The organism is Shewanella sp. SM87, assembly GCF_025653705.1.
GTDB lineage: Bacteria > Pseudomonadota > Gammaproteobacteria > Enterobacterales > Shewanellaceae > Shewanella > Shewanella oncorhynchi.
On sequence record NZ_JAKKSC010000008.1, the window covers coordinates 188,834 to 205,177 of the forward strand.

A 16,344-nucleotide genomic window follows, 5' to 3' on the forward strand; every position below is an offset into this window, starting at 1 on the left:
ATAACCACTCAAGCCATAAGTAGTCCACGCTCACAAAAAAGCTAAAAAAAGCGAGCCACCTACTCTTGTAGCGCTGTCGAAGCCTGTATTCTTGGCCATAAAATGGCCTGTAAAAAAGTCCCAATTAAGTTCAGCTTATCCGAACTATTACGAATAAAAAAAACTAATGTGAATTGTCACACTAATCTATGGGATACTGGCGTTAGAGTATCACACAAGCAGATTTCGCATGAAAGAACGCCGCCACTGACCAGAGTACACGCGCAAGATTAGCGTGCTTCAATCTGCAGAGCGAGCAATCCCATGCACTCAGACTAAAATAATAAACAAGACACAACAGGACTTCTATCATGATTAGCGTATTTGACATGTTCAAGATCGGCATAGGTCCATCGAGTTCACATACCGTCGGCCCAATGAAAGCGGGCAAAATATTTATGCAAAACCTGACTGACTCAGGACTCGTGACCCAGATTGATGAATTAAGAGCCGAACTCTTTGGCTCCCTCGGCCAAACAGGCAAAGGCCACGGCACGGGCAAAGCAGTGATTTTAGGCTTAATGGGCGAAGATCCCGAAACCGTGGACACTGACAGTATCGACGGTATTTTAGAACACGTCTCCAAGGACGAAACCTTAACGCTGCACTGTGGCAAAGTAGTTAAGTTTACCCGTGAGCAAGGCATTACCTATCACAGACGCAAAACGCTACCTGCGCATGCTAACGCCATGACCTTGTACGCTTACTGTAAAGGAGAATGCATTTTTGATCGCACTTACTACTCAGTGGGTGGCGGCTTTATTTTAGATGAAGATGAAATTAGCCAACGTAATGCATCGCCAGCCTCACAAATTGAATCGGCTCCTTTTGATTTTGTGAGTGCGGCTCACTTACTGGAATTATGCGGCGAGCAAGGTCTCAGCATTTCTTCTTTAATGATGGCGAACGAACTGAGTTTAGCCACTGAAGATGAAGTCAAAGCCAAGCTGTGGAATATTTGGCAGACGATGAAAACCTGTATCGAACGCGGTTATCAGAAGGAAGGTATTTTACCTGGCGGCCTAAAACTACGTCGTCGTGCTCCTGCACTGTACCGTCGTTTGAAAGCCGAAGGCCGTAACAATGTCGATCCATTAACCGCTATGGATTGGGTCGATTTATTCGCCCTGTCGGTCAACGAGCAAAATGCGGCCGGAGATCGCGTCGTGACTGCGCCAACAAACGGTGCTGCGGGAATTATTCCTGCCGTATTATGCTATTACGATACCTTCGTACAAGAAGTGGATATCGATGTCTGCGCCCGTTATTTATTAACTGCCGCTGCAATTGGTATTTTGTACAAGAAAAATGCCTCAATTTCGGGCGCCGAAGTCGGTTGCCAAGGTGAAGTGGGCGTAGCCTGTTCTATGGCCGCTGGCGCACTGACTGAAATCATGGGCGGTACGGTTGAACACGTTGAAAACGCGGCTGAAATCGGCATGGAACATAACTTAGGTTTAACCTGCGATCCTGTGGGCGGCCTAGTGCAAGTGCCTTGTATCGAACGTAATGCCATGGGCGCGATCAAAGCAATCAACGCGTCTCGTATGGCCCTACGCGGTGACGGTAACCATAAGGTTTCACTGGATAAAGTGATCAAAACCATGATGGATACCGGCAGAGATATGCGCAGCAAATACAAAGAAACCGCCAAAGGTGGTTTAGCAGTCAACATTGTTGAGTGCTAAGTGCTAAGTGTTAATTCACTCTCGTTAATCGCTTTAATCGCACCATAAAAAATGCCGCAACTCACTAAGTTGCGGCATTTTTGTTTTAGCGCATCGGCGTGACTGCTGAATCGGCTATTTAAGGCTTAAAGTACAAGCTATGGAACTTAAGGTGCTCTTCAATAAAGCTCGCGATAAAGTAGTAGCTGTGATCGTACCCCGCTTGCATCCGCACATCCAAGGGATAACCCTTGGTATGGGCGATATCCACCAGCGATTGTGGCATCAATTGGGTATCTAAAAAGCTGTCAGCTTCACCTTGGTCAATTAGTATTGGCACTTCGCTAATCGCGAGCTTAAGCAACTCGCAGGCATCATACTGGCGCCAATGTTCACGATTTTCACCTAAATACTCACTAAAGGCTTTAATGCCCCAAGGTGCATTACTCGGATTCGAAATCGGGCTAAAAGCCGAAATTGAGCTATATCTGTGCGGATTACTCAGACCAATCACCAAAGCACCATGACCGCCCATCGAATGGCCGGAAATAGCGCGCTGGCTAGTCACCGGAAAATGCGCTTCAATCAAGTTAGGCAGCTCATGGACTATGTAATCGTACATTTTGTAATGACGATTCCAAGGTGCTTTTGTCGCATTGAGGTAAAAACCCGCGCCTAAGCCTAAATCGTAAGCTTTATCTGCCGCATCAGGCACATCGTCACCGCGAGGACTGGTATCAGGGGCGACAATCGCCATCCCAAGTACCGCTGCCATGCGCTGTGCACCCGCCTTCTGCATAAAGTTTTCATCGGTACAGGTTAGACCTGAAAGCCAATACAGCACAGGCACAGGTTTATTCACCGCCTCAGGCGGCAGATAAATCGCAAAGCGCATCTCGCAGTTTAACGACTGAGATTGATGGCGATATTGCTTATGCCAACCGCCGAAACTCTTGTTACAACTGATATTGTCTATGGTCATACAAGTCCTTTTAGCTCAATCTGTTAGCGCTTGTCTTAGCGTTAATCATCTGATCAATTGGCAACACAGCAGACAGATTTGCACCTGTCTGCTGGTTTGTCACATCAAGCTGAAGCATCAACTTAACGTGCAAAATCGCTTATTTATCAAAATGGATCACGCTACGGATGCTCTTACCTTGGTGCATCAGCTCAAACGCCTCATTGATTTGCTCAAGTCCCATAGTATGGGTGATAAAATCATCGAGCTTAAATTCGCCCGCCATGTAACGCTCAACAATGTGGGGCAGTTCAGAACGCCCTTTCACACCGCCAAAGGCAGAACCGCGCCATACTCGCCCAGTAACTAATTGGAATGGACGGGTTGAAATCTCTTGACCAGCACCGGCAACACCTATGATCACCGACTCTCCCCAGCCTTTATGGCAACACTCTAAGGCGCTGCGCATCACGTTGACGTTGCCGATACACTCGAATGAGTAATCCACGCCGCCATCGGTCATTTCAACGATCACCTCTTGGATGGGCTTATCGAGTAATTTAGGATTGATGCAATCGGTCGCGCCGAGTTTTTTGGCTAACTCGAATTTAGACTCGTTGATATCAATCGCGATAATGCGGCTGGCTTTGGCCATAGTAGCACCGATAATCGCCGATAAACCGATACCGCCGAGGCCGAAAATCGCCACGGTTGCGCCTTCTTCCACTTTGGCCGTGTTCATCACAGCGCCCATACCAGTGGTCACGCCGCAACCCAGCAGACAAATTTCTTCTAATGGCGCGCTCTTATTGACTTTCGCCAATGAGATTTCAGGTAACACGGTATATTCAGAGAAGGTCGAGCAGCCCATGTAATGGAAAATGGGCTTGCCATCGAGATAAAAACGCGTGGTGCCATCGGGCATTAAGCCTTTACCTTGGGTCGCACGAATTTTTTGGCATAGGTTAGTTTTGCCCGATAGGCAGAACTTACACTCGCCGCACTCTGGGGTATAAAGTGGGATCACATGATCGCCCACTTGTACGCTGGTCACACCCTCGCCCACTTGCTCAACGATACCGCCGCCTTCGTGGCCTAGAATCGCTGGGAATACGCCTTCTGGATCATCACCGCTCAGGGTAAAGGCATCCGTGTGACACACGCCCGTAGCCACAATGCGCACTAAGACTTCGCCAGCTTTAGGTAACATCACATCCACTTCTTCAATCTTAAGCGGTTGTCCTGGTCCCCAAGCAACAGCTGCCTTTGATTTAATAAACTGCGGTTTTTCGTTCGACATTGTTACGTCCCTTGAATAGGTAATAGGAGTAAGTCATTGGTGTATCATAAATTCAATTCAGGCCAAGCAAATTCTTGCGACCATTGCACTGATGCTACTGAATAGGAGGATTGTATTTGTTTCTCAGCGAGAGACAATCTAGTATTCAAGCAATTCATTTTTACTGAGTAACAACAATGTATCTCTGGGACGGCATTTCTGAATTTGTCGCGGTGGCTGAGGCCGAAAGTTTTACCCTAGCGGCGCAGCGGCTGAATATCTCCACCGCCCACGTTAGCCGCCAAGTGAGCACCTTAGAAAACCGCCTCGGCACAAAACTCTTTTACCGCACAACCCGCAAAGTGTCGTTAACCGAAGAAGGCACGATTTATTATCGTCACTGCCGCCAATTACAAACGGGGTTAGAAGAAGCCGAGCGCGCCATCTCAAACCTAAAGGACTCACCCCAAGGCTTAGTCAAGCTCACGGCGCCCGTCGCCTATGGCGAGAAATTTATCATGCCATTACTCAATGATTTTATGGTGCAATATCCCAGCGTTGAATTTAGCGTCGACTTGACCAATCGCACCTTGGACTTGATTGAAGGCGGTTATGATCTGGCCATTCGCCTCGGAAAACTCGCAGATTCGAGTTTGATGGCCAAACCGCTCAGCAGCCGTACCCACTATGTCGCCGCCTCACCAAGCTATGTGGAAAAATACGGTCAGCCCCATACCTTATCAGAACTTAGCCAGCACAATTGTTTGATCGGTAATCATAATTACTGGCGCTTTGTAGAAAATGGCCGCGAGCGCAATATTAAAGTCCGCGGCAATCTCAATTGTAACAGTGGCTACGCATTAAGGGATGCGGCACTAAAGGGCATAGGGATAGTTCAACTGCCTGATTATTATATTGAAGAAGATATTCAAACCGGACGGTTGCTCTCCTTCCTTGACAGTCACCGCGAAGCCAAAGAAGGCATTTGGGCACTCTATCCGCAAAACCGCCACCTGTCGGCTAAGATCCGTGTATTGGTCGATTACCTTGCCGAAAAACTCGCCGAGCAGGATTAAATACTGTTTGAGCAGATTGATTGGTAGCAGACAACACGGCGCAGACTAGCGCCAGTTTTCCCGCAAAGTGTAATACAACATGCCTAACGCCAACGCTTGATTGCCGAACCATTCATTTAACGGAATGCGGATATGGCGCATGGCGGCAAACAAATCAAACTCACGCAATTGCCCGTCCATCGCATTGGCCATGATCTCGGCCATAATGTGCGATGTCGCTACTCCGTGCCCAGAATATCCTTGGCAATAGAACACATTAGGCGACACTTTGCCGAGCTGCGGGATACGGTTAATCACAATTCCTGCCATTCCCGCCCACGCAAATTCGATATTAACGCCCTTTAATTGTGGAAACGTACGCTCAATCGCGGGCCGTAATTCCGCAGCCACATTTTTAGGATCGCGGCCGCTGTAGTTAGTGCCGCCGCCGAACATCAGCCGTTTATCCGCGGTCAGGCGATAGTAATCCAGTACAAAGCGGCAATCATACACGGCTAAATCCTGCGGATTGATTTGCAAAGCGACATCATCGGGCAGAATCGCAGTGGCGCAATTGCCTAAGGACGCCGGAAATAACATACCACGCAGTTTTGGACGGGCGAGTTTATGGTAAGCATTACCGGCGATCAGCACACTGTTGGCGCGCACTTTTCCCTTGGCTGTGACAACAGTCGCCACATCGCCTTCTTCAATATCAAGTACGGGTGAGTGTTCAAAGATTAACGCCCCAAGACCTGCTGCCGCGCGGGCTTCACCCAGGCATAAATTGACTGAGTGCAAATGCATGTTGCGCCGATTGACTAAGCCGCCGTGATACAAGGGCGAGCCTAAATAGGCAGGCATTTCATCGGCGAATACCAGCGTCATAAATTCACCCATGCCGCGGCGCTGCGCCTCATCATGCATAGCCCTAAGCTCGTGCATGTGCTTTGGCTGGTAAGCGGTTTGGATATGACCAAACTTTAAATCACAGTTTATGCCGTACTTGGCCACCCGATTTTTAATTATATCGTGGCCGCGCCAACGCATATTCCACACATAATCTTCAGCTTCATTGCCGATTTGACGGCGCAGCTGTTTTGTCATCGCAACATCGCCGGACAAACTGCCCGTCACCTGCCCACCATTGCGTCCGGTCGCGCCCCACGCAATTTTATTGGCCTCAATAAGTGCCACTTTATAGCCCTTCTCAGATAATTCCAACGCCGTTGCCACGCCGGTAAAACCGCCACCGACAATCGCTACATCGACTCGAATGTCGCCTTCAAGCGCAGGATAATCTGACTCTTGGTCAATGGTGGCATTGTAGTAGGAGGCGCAACGCTCTGCTGGCATGGTCATTCCTTGATGTTGAAAGTTAACTGTTGAAAATTAACTGTTGAAAGTTGATGGCTGAAAGTGAGTGTTAAGTCTTAGTTCTGGGCACTCGTTTTAACGCGGCATTATACCGACGTTGTTTTATATTTTTTACAAGCGTTCAGAATTTGTGAGTATATCTAAGTTGAGATCGAGGTCAACAGTGAATTGCGATAACTATTTTTGCAGGACATGACAAAGGGAGTAGAGCTGGCTGCAGGCTCCTTCTTGAAGAACCTGAAATGGAGGTGCTTGAGATGGAAGCTTCTGAGATGGAAGCTTCTGAAATGGCGGTACCTAAAATTAAGGCACTAAAATTAAGGATCTAAAATTAAGGTACCTAAGATAGAGACTCCGAATGTTAAGGCGCGGCTGATTTTATCTTTTAAGCCTTATACTTTTTGCTGGTTTAAGATAGGCTTGTGCGGCGTCATCCTCTTTTTATCTCAGCAACCTAGAGTCCATTATGCCACTATTACCACTTGTCCAATTGCCGTTTTCCCAAGCATGTGAAAACAACAAAGCGCCGATTTTAGCGGTATTAACACAAGCATTCTCACTCAACCAACATGTACTCGAAATCGGCAGTGGCACAGCGCAACATGCTGTGTATTTTACAGCAAATCTTCCCCATTTAATCTGGCAAACCAGCGATCAGGCTGAATATATTGAGGTCATTACCGCAAGGTGTATGCATGAAGGCAAGCGACCCAATGCAGCGGCAAACCTACGCTTACCACTTACCCTTGATGTTACCGCGCCATGGCCGGTGAAGGGATTAACATTTGATATTGATGGCGTATTTATTGCAAACACTTTGCATATTATGAGCAAAAATATGGTTGAAGCGTTTTTTACTGGCCTTGGTCTGTATCTCCCCCAACTCAAGACCCTGTGCATTTACGGCCCCTTTAACTACCAAGGCGAATTTAGCAGTGACAGCAATCGCCAGTTTGATGCCTTTTTAAAACAGCGCGATCCCGCCAGCGGCATTCGTGATATTGAATGGATTTGCAGTTTAGCCAGCGAGCAAGGCCTAACGCTGAAGCAAGATGTGGCTATGCCGGCCAATAATCGACTACTGCATTTTGTTAGAGGCTAGCTTTTTGTTAAAGGCTCATTTTTTGTTAAAAGCTAGCTTTGGTTGAGTGGTTTAGTCCGTTTTGGCCTCGGCGGTTCTGTGCCCATAGCTCAGCACTCGGGTAGCTTTCCACTGTTCGTTCTGTTTGCGCCATACAATGACAAAGTCGGCTAGGCCATCACAGCTACCTGTTTCAAAGCTGCAAAAACGATGAACGCCTTGCTCTATCGCGCCAAACTCTTTCACCGGAAACACTTTCATCGTGCCCGCAACTAACTCGCGGCGGTAATGGCCACAGGCATATTTTTCGGTATTAGCGATCATGTCCTTGCGGTTCCAAGTGACGCCACCCGTGTCGTGGTAAAACTCTACATCTTCAGTGAAAAAGTCAGCGTGTTTCTTTAGTTCAGCGGGGACGGCGCACTTATTGAAACTGTCGAACACAGCAAAATCCACCGCTGCAATTTGGGTAGATAAAGTGTCTGTAAGTGCAGTAGCGGGCTGCGCAATGTCAGCTTGTGGAGCCCCAGCCGTTTTAACTGATGCTGCTTTAGCTAATGTTGGCGTATCTGTGGCAACAGCAGGTTCGGTAGTGGCGAGTGACAAAGTTAAAACAGTGACTGTGGCTAGGCTATAAAATGCTGGATTCATATTCTCTCCGTAAATATTGGCAATACATTTTGTATGGCGACTATTCACGTCACAAACATGAATGCACCACGAAACATAAAGTCACATCGCCAGCAAAGCTTATGCCAGTTAAAATATCTATATTAATCATATTGATATAGCTTCATATTACGTTACGCAATTTTGTGCGGTGATAGTTTCTGATTATTCTCACTATTTTTTAGTGATTTATCCGACGATCGTCATACTCAGTACCTTATGCTCAATGCGATCAATCAGGATGACCATGCCAGCGAGCCACTCGTCGAATATACGGGCTATCACACTGTTATTAAACACTAAAAATTTACACTGCCTTTACACAAAAGAGAGACATCCAAGCTTGAAGCTATAATTAAGAATAATTATCATTCGCCAAAATTACCGAAGGAAGAATGATATGCCCCGCTTTATCCGTCGCACTCGCCAAACCTCGCATCTATCTCATGCAACACAGACACCTATGTTGAGCCAGCTATCACGCGCTATTGGTTTATGTTTGTTATTACCTGCAGCATGGGCTAGTGCTGCAAATACGCAAGATACCACTCCAGAAATGGAACGCATGGTGATCACAGCAACACAAACTAAACACTCGGAGCTTTCGGCGCCCGCTTCGGTGTCCGTGATTAACCGCAGTGAACTTGAAGCGCTAGTCATAGACGATCTCGCTAGCGCAGTCCGTTATTTACAGGGTGTGAACATCAGCGAAGGCACGCCCTATGGCCGCAATGAGATCAGCCTGCGAGGTTTGGATTCAGATTACACTTTAATCTTGATTAATGGCCGCCGCATTAACTCCCGCGAAGCATTAACCTCTGGTTATGGCAACGATTTTGACTTGTCCTCTATTCCAATGTCTGCCATTGAACGTATCGAAGTTGTACGTGGGCCTATGTCATCCCTCTACGGCTCAGAAGCTTTAGGCGGTGTGGTTAACGTCATACTGCGTCAACCGACTGAAGACTGGCAAACCAGCGTTGGCGTGCAATACGATGCACCTACCAGTGGTAAGGGTGGCGATAGCACTAAGTACAATTTCTACAGCAGTGGCGCGCTGATCAAAGATAAATTACTGGCAAACTTAATCGTTGACAGCAATAAACGCGATGCATGGCGCTCGGACTTAAAACCCACTATTGATGCGCTAGAAGACAGAGATGAAATCAGCGCCCTCGCCAATTTACAATGGCTGATTGATAACCAGCAAGATCTGCAATTTGACTTAAGTTACGCCAACGATGAACGTGAGTCTGATTGGAATAACTACGGCACGATTCTCACCAATAACCAACAAGCGGAGCGGATAAGTTCAGGTCTGACCCATAATGGCCACTGGAACTGGGGCGATACTCGCCTGCGCTATTACTATGAAAATGTTGGGGTGACTGACGACTCAGCGTTAATCGCCGAGATTGGTAATATCACCCAAACCAACCACAATCTCGACGGTCAAACCACTGTCCTGCTTGGCGATCACATGTTAACCAGCGGTGCAGAATACCGTTGGACCCAGCTCGAAAATAGCCGCAATATTTTAGGTGATGGCACCTTAGACGACAGCCAATCGGCATTGTATCTACAAGATGAATTTAGCTTAGGCGAACTCAATATCACCTTAGGTGGGCGCGTCGATCACCACGATGTGTACGGCACCGAATTTAGCCCACGCTTGTATTTAGTGTATAACTTAAGCTCTGAATGGGTCATTAAAGGTGGTGGCGGCAAAGCCTTTAAAGCGCCAAATATGGCGCAATCCCAAGCCGATTATATTATCCCCGCTTGTCGTGGCGCCTGTACCGTTGCGGGAAATCCTGATCTTCAACCCGAAACCTCAGTGAACTACGAGTTATCGACCCAATATCAAACCACGGATTTTGGTGGCTCAATCACCTACTTCCATAACGATGTAGAAAATAAAATTATCACCGAAACTTGGAATAGAGTCCCAGGTACAGTATTAACTTACCAAAACGTGAACGAAGCTAAGATCACTGGTTGGGAATTACAAGCTTGGTACAATTTAACTCAAGATCTCAGCCTAAACGGTAATTACAGTAAAACCGATGCCGAAGATAAGCAAAATGGCGCGCCTTTTACCTTAACACCGGACGACAGCTATAACCTAAAACTGCAATGGCAGGCATTCGATGGTTTATCCACCTTTATCGCCTACCATTATACTGGCGAGCAGTATTTGCGAGCCAATGTCAAATCAGAGGGTTATGGCTCGCTCGATATAGGTGCGAATTATCAAATTAATCCTATGTTTAGACTGAAGCTTGGCGTGACTAACCTAACGGATTCTGAACGTGACCAAGTTGCCACCGACCTTGATTATATTCAAAAGAGTCGCAGTATTTATGCTGGGGTAACTGCAAGTTTCTAAGCTCTACAAGCCAGAAATTAATGTGTAATTATAGCTCTGCTACTCAACATTAAACATCATAGGCGAAGCCCGTTTTGGCTTCGCCTATTGTTTTAAGACCAAAATAAATATCACACATCCGACTAGAAAAAGCAAAATCAATATATTTTCTAAAATATAGAATTTTTAAATAAACATCAAAAATATAAATTACATAATCCAGATTTAAATCATTAGTCTTTTACATTCCGCAATATAACCTTGATCATACTTTAACGCTAAAAAATAACTCACCCGTTAACCTTTGATAACGATCAAGGTTTTGTCATATTAAAAAACTATTATACACACGCAAGACTGCTAAAGCTTGAGGTGTAAAATTCTCGATTATTAAACTTACGCACCAAGCAAAAGCAATATTATCTTTCCGTTTATATCACTAATAAAACAGCGAGAAAAATACAGTTCCAACTTCAAGTTACATATTTCATAGCTAGATATGTGATTTACTCGCTTCAGAATGATGATTTAACCAACAATAAAAAAGGAAAATAACATGCTTAAAAAGATGATGCTAATGTGCGCACTGTGCTTTTCAACTAATTTAATGGCGGTATCACTTGCCGACAGTCATTCTGAAAGATCTGACTGTGAATCCTGCCATAAAGATAAAAAACCTTCAGCAGATTATGTTTTTGAAAATCAGCAATGTGTATCATGCCATGGAGAAATGAAAACTCTCGCAGGTGAAGCTCATACTAAACATGATGGCGTTTTAACATGCACCAATTGCCATATCGCTCATCAAGAAAAAGCACCAGCAGATGCTTGCAAAGAATGCCATTAATTCACTAAAAATCTAAAACCAAAGGCCGAAGAATTATTTATTTTGAATGGAACCATTAGGCAGGATGCCACTTGACCCAACCTCCAAGGGTGTTTGCCATCTATTGCTCACAGGTGGCAATTTTTACCTACGTTTTTATATCCTTACAATATGTGTAACGGCTCAATACTTAGCTCAGAATCCCATGTCAGGCAAATAGGGCAAGTTTAATTGTGCTAGGTAAGCCATAGACGACTCTCAGGGGATTGTTCTCAAAAACGCCAATGCCTTTTCTAGGTCACGGGTGCGCGCCATCGGTGGCAGCGAGTTTAAAAAAGCTTGGCCATAGTAGCGATTCACAATGCGATTATCGCAAAGGATCAGCACACCGCGATCTTTTTCATCGCGAATAAGACGGCCAACACCTTGTTTCAGCGCAATAATGGCCTGAGGTAAGGACACTTCAGTAAAAGGATCGAGTCCCTGACGACTCACATTGTCAGCTCGGGCGCGATACAGGGGCTCATCGGGCGACACAAAAGGTAATTTGTCGATAATCACGCAGCTTAACAATTTACCGCGCACATCCACCCCTTCCCAAAAACTACTGGTGCCGAGCAATACCGCATTGCCGAGTTGGCGAAACTTAGTCAGCAGACTCTGTTTACCCGCTTGGCCTTGTACCAGCAGCGGATACTGAGTGCGAGTTCGCAGTGCCAGCGCCGCTTGTTCGAGCATTTTATGGCTGGTAAATAAAATGAAAGTCCGTCCCTGTGCCGCATCTATCGCTTGCACGCACACATCCACCAACTGCTTTAATGCTTGCTGTTGATTGGTCACGCTCCCAAGTTGTCTCGGCACACAAAATACCGCTTGGCGGGGATAATCGAAGGGACTGTCGAGAATACTTTGCTGCGCATCGACGATACCCATTTCTCGGGCAAAATGAACAAGACTGAGGTTAACCTGCAAAGTTGCCGAGGTAAATATCCAGCTGGTTTCGGGCACAAATAATTGTTGGCACTCACGGGCAATATTGATTGGTGAAATTCGCAGCACCACAAAGCGACTACCAAATTCGATGCTGTAGGCCGCCAGATTATTATCGCAGTTAAAAAACACACTGAGCTTGTTATTCAGCTCCGCCAACTTAATGGTGATATCATCTAACAATTCACTACGCCCAATATGGGCCATTAATAAATTCTGCAGCGCGGTTAATTCCGCTAATAAATCCCATGACGCCGCCGCGAGCGCTTTATTGCCCAGCAATAAACGCCAATCGGATTCGCCGCAGGAATATAACTGATTATGCCAATCACTTAATTTAGCGAGGCAACGCTGGCAAAATTGGGCGAGTTGCCCAGTATCACTGAGTTCAGTCTGATAAATAGCGAGTAGCTTTTGAATGAAATCATCGATAGTACGACTCGAACATTGCTGGCCAAAATAGTTAACGCAAATATCGGGTAATAAATGCGCTTCATCGAAAATCACCACATCAGGATCGGGTAATAACTCGGCAAAGCCCGTGTCTTTCAGTACGCTATCGGCGAAAAATAAATGGTGGTTAACCACAATGATTTTAGCATCCAGGGCACGGCTGCGCGCCTTGCGGGTAAAGCAGGCATCGTAAAAATCGCAGCGCTTACCAATACAGCTTTCCTTAGTGCTGACCACAAGTGGCAGCGCCGAAGAATTCTCAGGCACTGAGGTTAAACCGCCAATATCACCATCTTTACAGGTGCTCGCCCACTGATTAATTTTCAACAAATCATCCAACAAACGCGCATCGATATGCGTCGCCTCGCTCATTTGCTTATCGAGTCGCCACTGGCACAGATAATTATTGCGGCCCTTTAGTAGAGCCAGTTTAGGCTCAATCCCCAACATGGCGACCAGCGCGGGTAAGTCTTTAAAAAACAACTGCTCTTGCAAGTTTTTACTGCCCGTACTTACGATGACTTGCTTACCGCTCAATATCGCGGGGATCAAATACGCAAAGGTTTTACCTACCCCCGTACCCGCCTCAATCACCACATTGCCCTTCGCCGCTATCGCCTCACTCACTTCCTGTGCCATTTGCATTTGGCTTGTTCGCGCACTAAACCCTTGAATATGTTTAGACAATACTCCATCGGGCAAAAATGCGCGTTGCACTTCGGACGCGAGTCGACTCACCGCAGCGGCGCCTTTTAAGGCAGAAGGCTTAGCGACGGTTTCTTTAGAGGAAACATGCTTTGATGTCGGTTGGCGAAAGCGAGTCAAAGGGAGAATCAATCCTTTATCAAGGTGTTAGGGAGCGTTATAAAACAATGTAGTAAGGCCACGCTATAAGCTGCTGCGGGGCTGCTGAGCGAGTGCATAGTGATACTTTAATTAACCACAAGCACTGGTTAGTGCCGCAAGCCGCGACCGTAAACAATAGCGTTAAGCTTAACGGCTCGAAGCATTATGCTGATTTGAGATAAGACTACAAGTTAGCCGCGTAATTAACGCCAATTTAAACGTCGGTATTTGCTAGCATCCGCCAAAGCATGTGCGCTAGCTGTAACAGTTCCAAACTTCTGTCGATTTCAGCCTGCCACTAACCATTTGAAATAAATAAGCTACCTCAGCAAAGCAAAACTCTATACCATTATATACGCTCGATAACAGGATGTTTCAGTGCCCAAGCATCAATACTAAGACGCAGGTAATCAGGATGAATGATGTCAAACGTTAGTCTTATCAATTTAAAAACAAGTGACACCACAACACTACAACGTCTGCTCCAACTTTATTATTTTGATTCAACACATTGGAGTAAAGAAGATATAGGCATTGATGGGTTATATGATGGCTCTACAGCCTCAGATCTTGAATCCTATGTTAACTCACAAGAGGCAAAAGCCTACCTCATTTGGGTAAATGAAGTATTGATAGGCTTTGTTCTACTAGAATGGGTTGAAGATGAAAAAAGGCTTATCTGGGAACTGGCTGACCTCTTTATTCTTCCTAAATATCGCGGTGGTTGGATTGCGCTCGAAGTAGTCCGTCAAATATTTGAGCAGATTAGCACACCGATACTGGTCGCTACGTTCAAAGAAAATGAACTGGCTTTGCGCTTTTTTAAAGCGGTATCAAAACGATTACAGCTTAATTCAGTACGTGAGTTAATCGAGGATGAAACTACGCCGTTTTATACTTTCATCATAAATGAACACATCTAACAATCGATGTTATTCAAGTTTTTCTAAGCCACCCATTGTTAATTATTGTGAATTTGATGGTGCTTCTTGGTGAATCACCAAATTTGCAACTAGGCTTAGTGTCTGTTTCCCCGCACAAGGAGTGTGATGATGCCACAGCCAAGGAGAACTCAAGTCAGTTTGGAAGATACGCCCTTTTATCACTGCTGTAGTCGAGTAGTCAGACGTGCCTATTTGTGTGGTCAAGACCTTTTCTCAGGTAAAAATTACGACCATAGACGCGAGTGGGTAGAGCAGCAATTACTTAAACTGGCTCAAGTCTTTGCTATTGATGTTGCAGCATATGCAGTGATGAGCAACCATCTGCACTTGGTACTCTGTGTGGATATTTACCAAGCCAATCAATGGAGCGATAGAGAAGTGCTTGAGCATTGGCATCAAGTATTTAAAGGCACTGAATTAACACAACAATTTGTCAAAGGGCACGTTGTTGAAGCCCATGACGTGGCTAACCTTAAACACCATATCGCTCTATACCGCAGTCGCTTAAGTGATATCTCTTGGTTTATGCGAGCGTTAAATGAACCTATCGCCCGTAAGGCAAATCAAGAGGATAACTGCACAGGACGCTTCTGGGAGGGCCGTTTTAAATCCCAAGCCCTACTCGATGAGGCGGCAGTACTCGCATGTATGACCTATGTTGACCTCAACCCTATCCGCGCTCATCTAGCCACAACACCAGCAACGTCGGATTTCACCAGTATTCAACGGCGTATCCGCGCGGCACTCGCAGGCAAACAACCTCAAACATTATTGCCCTTTATCGGTAATGAGCGGGACAATATGTCTAAAGGGCTGCACTTTGATTTACAAGATTATCTGCAACTGGTCGACGATACAGGCAGAATTATTCGCGATGATAAATGCGGGAGTATCAGTTCGAGCAGTGCTAGCTTACTGAGTCGCCTTAATATTCCACCTGAGCATTGGCTTAAGCTCACTCACCATTTCGGACAGCTATTTAAAGGTCCCGTGGGTACTTTGCAAGAGCTCACTTGTTACTGCGAACACCTTGAAAAGCGACGAAGGCATTATCGACACAGCTGCCAGCATTTAATGGCAAGCTGACCGAAGCAGAGATAATTTAGTGTTCAAATTGATTAATCCACCGCAGTGGAGAATATGGCTCGAACTTAATTCATCCAATTTCAGCTAACTATCGGCAAATTAATACAAAACGACCAAAAAAACCTCGAAAATGTGACTTTCAACCTCAGTAAAAATACCTTTGGTAAATGCGATTTGGTGTTGTAGGCTATGTTTCGCATCATGGGTGGCTTAGAAATCGCTTGGTTTGGTATCGCGATGCTTAGATTTCGTCAACCATTGGGTTCGCTAAGCTTTAGCCGTTAATATCACATCATCCCAAACCACGACACGATTTCGCCCCGTAGTTTTAGCGTGGTACAAGGCTTTATCGGCCTCGGCCACCAGCTTTTCAGCATCTGAACGGCACTGACTCCCGATTTCAATCGGTGAAGGCACAGACTGAAGCGCTAAAATACCGCTGTTTTCTTCGATGGCATGATGAGTAATTACAGGTGTTAACGCACTCACTCCTGCCGAAAATTGATAGTGAAAATCGGCGACTATCGCTGAAATATCTTCATTCGCAAGCGCTAACATCATACGCGTCACAATTTTCTGCGCGACATCGACCGACGTTTCTGGCAGTAATAGCGCAAATTCCTCACCGCCGAAGCGACCAAAGATATCGTATGGGCGCGTGCGAGCACTGATAAATTGGGTAAAATGCTGCAGTATCTTGTCA

Annotated in this window: 13 protein-coding genes; 7 read left to right on the forward strand and 6 right to left on the reverse strand. The window is 45.9% G+C overall.

Annotated features, from left to right (window positions below; genetic code table 11):
* Nucleotides 1-350 precede the first annotated feature (350 nt).
* Nucleotides 351-1,727, forward strand: coding sequence for an L-serine ammonia-lyase (locus L5M11_RS08885; RefSeq protein ID WP_028759794.1), 1,377 nt, complete (start codon nt 351-353; stop codon nt 1,725-1,727).
* A gap of 118 nt (nt 1,728-1,845) precedes the next feature.
* Here the strand turns inward: L5M11_RS08885 and fghA are convergent, their stop codons facing one another.
* Both fghA and L5M11_RS08895 read right to left on the reverse strand, forming a co-directional pair.
* Nucleotides 1,846-2,688, reverse strand: a complete 843-nt coding sequence (fghA, locus tag L5M11_RS08890) for an S-formylglutathione hydrolase (protein ID WP_263191895.1) — start codon at nt 2,686-2,688, stop codon at nt 1,846-1,848.
* 139 nt (nt 2,689-2,827) lie between these two features.
* Nucleotides 2,828-3,967 carry an S-(hydroxymethyl)glutathione dehydrogenase/class III alcohol dehydrogenase gene (locus L5M11_RS08895; RefSeq protein WP_014610474.1) on the reverse strand — a complete coding sequence of 380 codons (1,140 nt, stop codon included), beginning with the start codon at nt 3,965-3,967 and terminating at the stop codon, nt 2,828-2,830.
* Between the two features lie 176 nt (nt 3,968-4,143).
* On the opposite strand from L5M11_RS08895, the gene L5M11_RS08900 reads away from it, so the two are divergent.
* Nucleotides 4,144-5,022 carry a LysR family transcriptional regulator gene (locus L5M11_RS08900; RefSeq protein ID WP_028759792.1) on the forward strand — a complete coding sequence of 293 codons (879 nt, stop codon included), beginning with the start codon at nt 4,144-4,146 and terminating at the stop codon, nt 5,020-5,022.
* A gap of 45 nt (nt 5,023-5,067) precedes the next feature.
* On the opposite strand, the gene L5M11_RS08905 is transcribed toward L5M11_RS08900, so the two are convergent.
* The gene (locus L5M11_RS08905; RefSeq protein ID WP_173244619.1) at nt 5,068-6,357 is read right to left on the reverse strand and encodes an NAD(P)/FAD-dependent oxidoreductase; all 1,290 of its coding nucleotides are present in this window, start codon (nt 6,355-6,357) and stop codon (nt 5,068-5,070) included.
* A 487-nt stretch (nt 6,358-6,844) separates the two neighbouring features.
* On the opposite strand from L5M11_RS08905, the gene L5M11_RS08910 reads away from it, so the two are divergent.
* The gene (locus tag L5M11_RS08910) at nt 6,845-7,480 is read left to right on the forward strand and encodes a class I SAM-dependent methyltransferase (protein WP_263185423.1); all 636 of its coding nucleotides are present in this window, start codon (nt 6,845-6,847) and stop codon (nt 7,478-7,480) included.
* Between the two features lie 51 nt (nt 7,481-7,531).
* On the opposite strand, the gene L5M11_RS08915 is transcribed toward L5M11_RS08910, so the two are convergent.
* On the reverse strand, nt 7,532-8,110 hold the full coding sequence (locus L5M11_RS08915; protein ID WP_263191896.1) for a nuclear transport factor 2 family protein: 579 nt from the start codon (nt 8,108-8,110) through the stop codon (nt 7,532-7,534).
* A 418-nt stretch (nt 8,111-8,528) separates the two neighbouring features.
* Between L5M11_RS08915 and L5M11_RS08920 the strand changes: the two genes are divergently transcribed.
* The gene (locus tag L5M11_RS08920) at nt 8,529-10,517 is read left to right on the forward strand and encodes a TonB-dependent receptor domain-containing protein (protein ID WP_263191897.1); all 1,989 of its coding nucleotides are present in this window, start codon (nt 8,529-8,531) and stop codon (nt 10,515-10,517) included.
* A 535-nt stretch (nt 10,518-11,052) separates the two neighbouring features.
* Nucleotides 11,053-11,343, forward strand: a complete 291-nt coding sequence (locus L5M11_RS08925) for a cytochrome c3 family protein (RefSeq protein ID WP_028759787.1) — start codon at nt 11,053-11,055, stop codon at nt 11,341-11,343.
* Nucleotides 11,344-11,580: 237 nt separating this feature from the next.
* Here L5M11_RS08925 and L5M11_RS08930 read toward each other — a convergent pair whose 3' ends face one another.
* Nucleotides 11,581-13,590 (reverse strand): ATP-dependent DNA helicase, encoded by a 2,010-nt coding sequence (locus tag L5M11_RS08930; protein WP_263191898.1) that lies wholly within the window; start codon nt 13,588-13,590, stop codon nt 11,581-11,583.
* A gap of 443 nt (nt 13,591-14,033) precedes the next feature.
* Here L5M11_RS08930 and L5M11_RS08935 point away from each other — a divergent pair, with 443 nt between their 5' ends.
* Nucleotides 14,034-14,534 carry a GNAT family N-acetyltransferase gene (locus L5M11_RS08935; protein ID WP_263185420.1) on the forward strand — a complete coding sequence of 167 codons (501 nt, stop codon included), beginning with the start codon at nt 14,034-14,036 and terminating at the stop codon, nt 14,532-14,534.
* A 129-nt stretch (nt 14,535-14,663) separates the two neighbouring features.
* Entirely contained in the window at nt 14,664-15,641 is a 978-nt protein-coding gene (locus L5M11_RS08940) for a transposase (protein ID WP_263185472.1), read from the forward strand.
* A gap of 267 nt (nt 15,642-15,908) precedes the next feature.
* Here L5M11_RS08940 and L5M11_RS08945 read toward each other — a convergent pair.
* The coding region (locus L5M11_RS08945) for a GGDEF domain-containing protein (RefSeq protein WP_263191899.1) at nt 15,909-16,344 on the reverse strand (436 nt) is incomplete at its 5' end.

Bases quoted from the DNA above. Each gene is read 5' to 3' on its own strand.
- L5M11_RS08910 (WP_263185423.1), top strand. From the start codon at position 6,845: ATGCCACTATTACCACTTGTCCAATTGCCGTTTTCCCAAGCATGTGAA.
- fghA (WP_263191895.1), bottom strand. From the start codon at position 2,688: ATGACCATAGACAATATCAGTTGTAACAAGAGTTTCGGCGGTTGGCAT.
- L5M11_RS08885 (WP_028759794.1), top strand. From the start codon at position 351: ATGATTAGCGTATTTGACATGTTCAAGATCGGCATAGGTCCATCGAGT.
- L5M11_RS08940 (WP_263185472.1), top strand. From the start codon at position 14,664: ATGCCACAGCCAAGGAGAACTCAAGTCAGTTTGGAAGATACGCCCTTT.
- L5M11_RS08935 (WP_263185420.1), top strand. From the start codon at position 14,034: ATGTCAAACGTTAGTCTTATCAATTTAAAAACAAGTGACACCACAACA.
- L5M11_RS08920 (WP_263191897.1), top strand. From the start codon at position 8,529: ATGCCCCGCTTTATCCGTCGCACTCGCCAAACCTCGCATCTATCTCAT.
- L5M11_RS08925 (WP_028759787.1), top strand. From the start codon at position 11,053: ATGCTTAAAAAGATGATGCTAATGTGCGCACTGTGCTTTTCAACTAAT.
- L5M11_RS08895 (WP_014610474.1), bottom strand. From the start codon at position 3,967: ATGTCGAACGAAAAACCGCAGTTTATTAAATCAAAGGCAGCTGTTGCT.
- L5M11_RS08905 (WP_173244619.1), bottom strand. From the start codon at position 6,357: ATGCCAGCAGAGCGTTGCGCCTCCTACTACAATGCCACCATTGACCAA.
- L5M11_RS08915 (WP_263191896.1), bottom strand. From the start codon at position 8,110: ATGAATCCAGCATTTTATAGCCTAGCCACAGTCACTGTTTTAACTTTG.
- L5M11_RS08900 (WP_028759792.1), top strand. From the start codon at position 4,144: ATGTATCTCTGGGACGGCATTTCTGAATTTGTCGCGGTGGCTGAGGCC.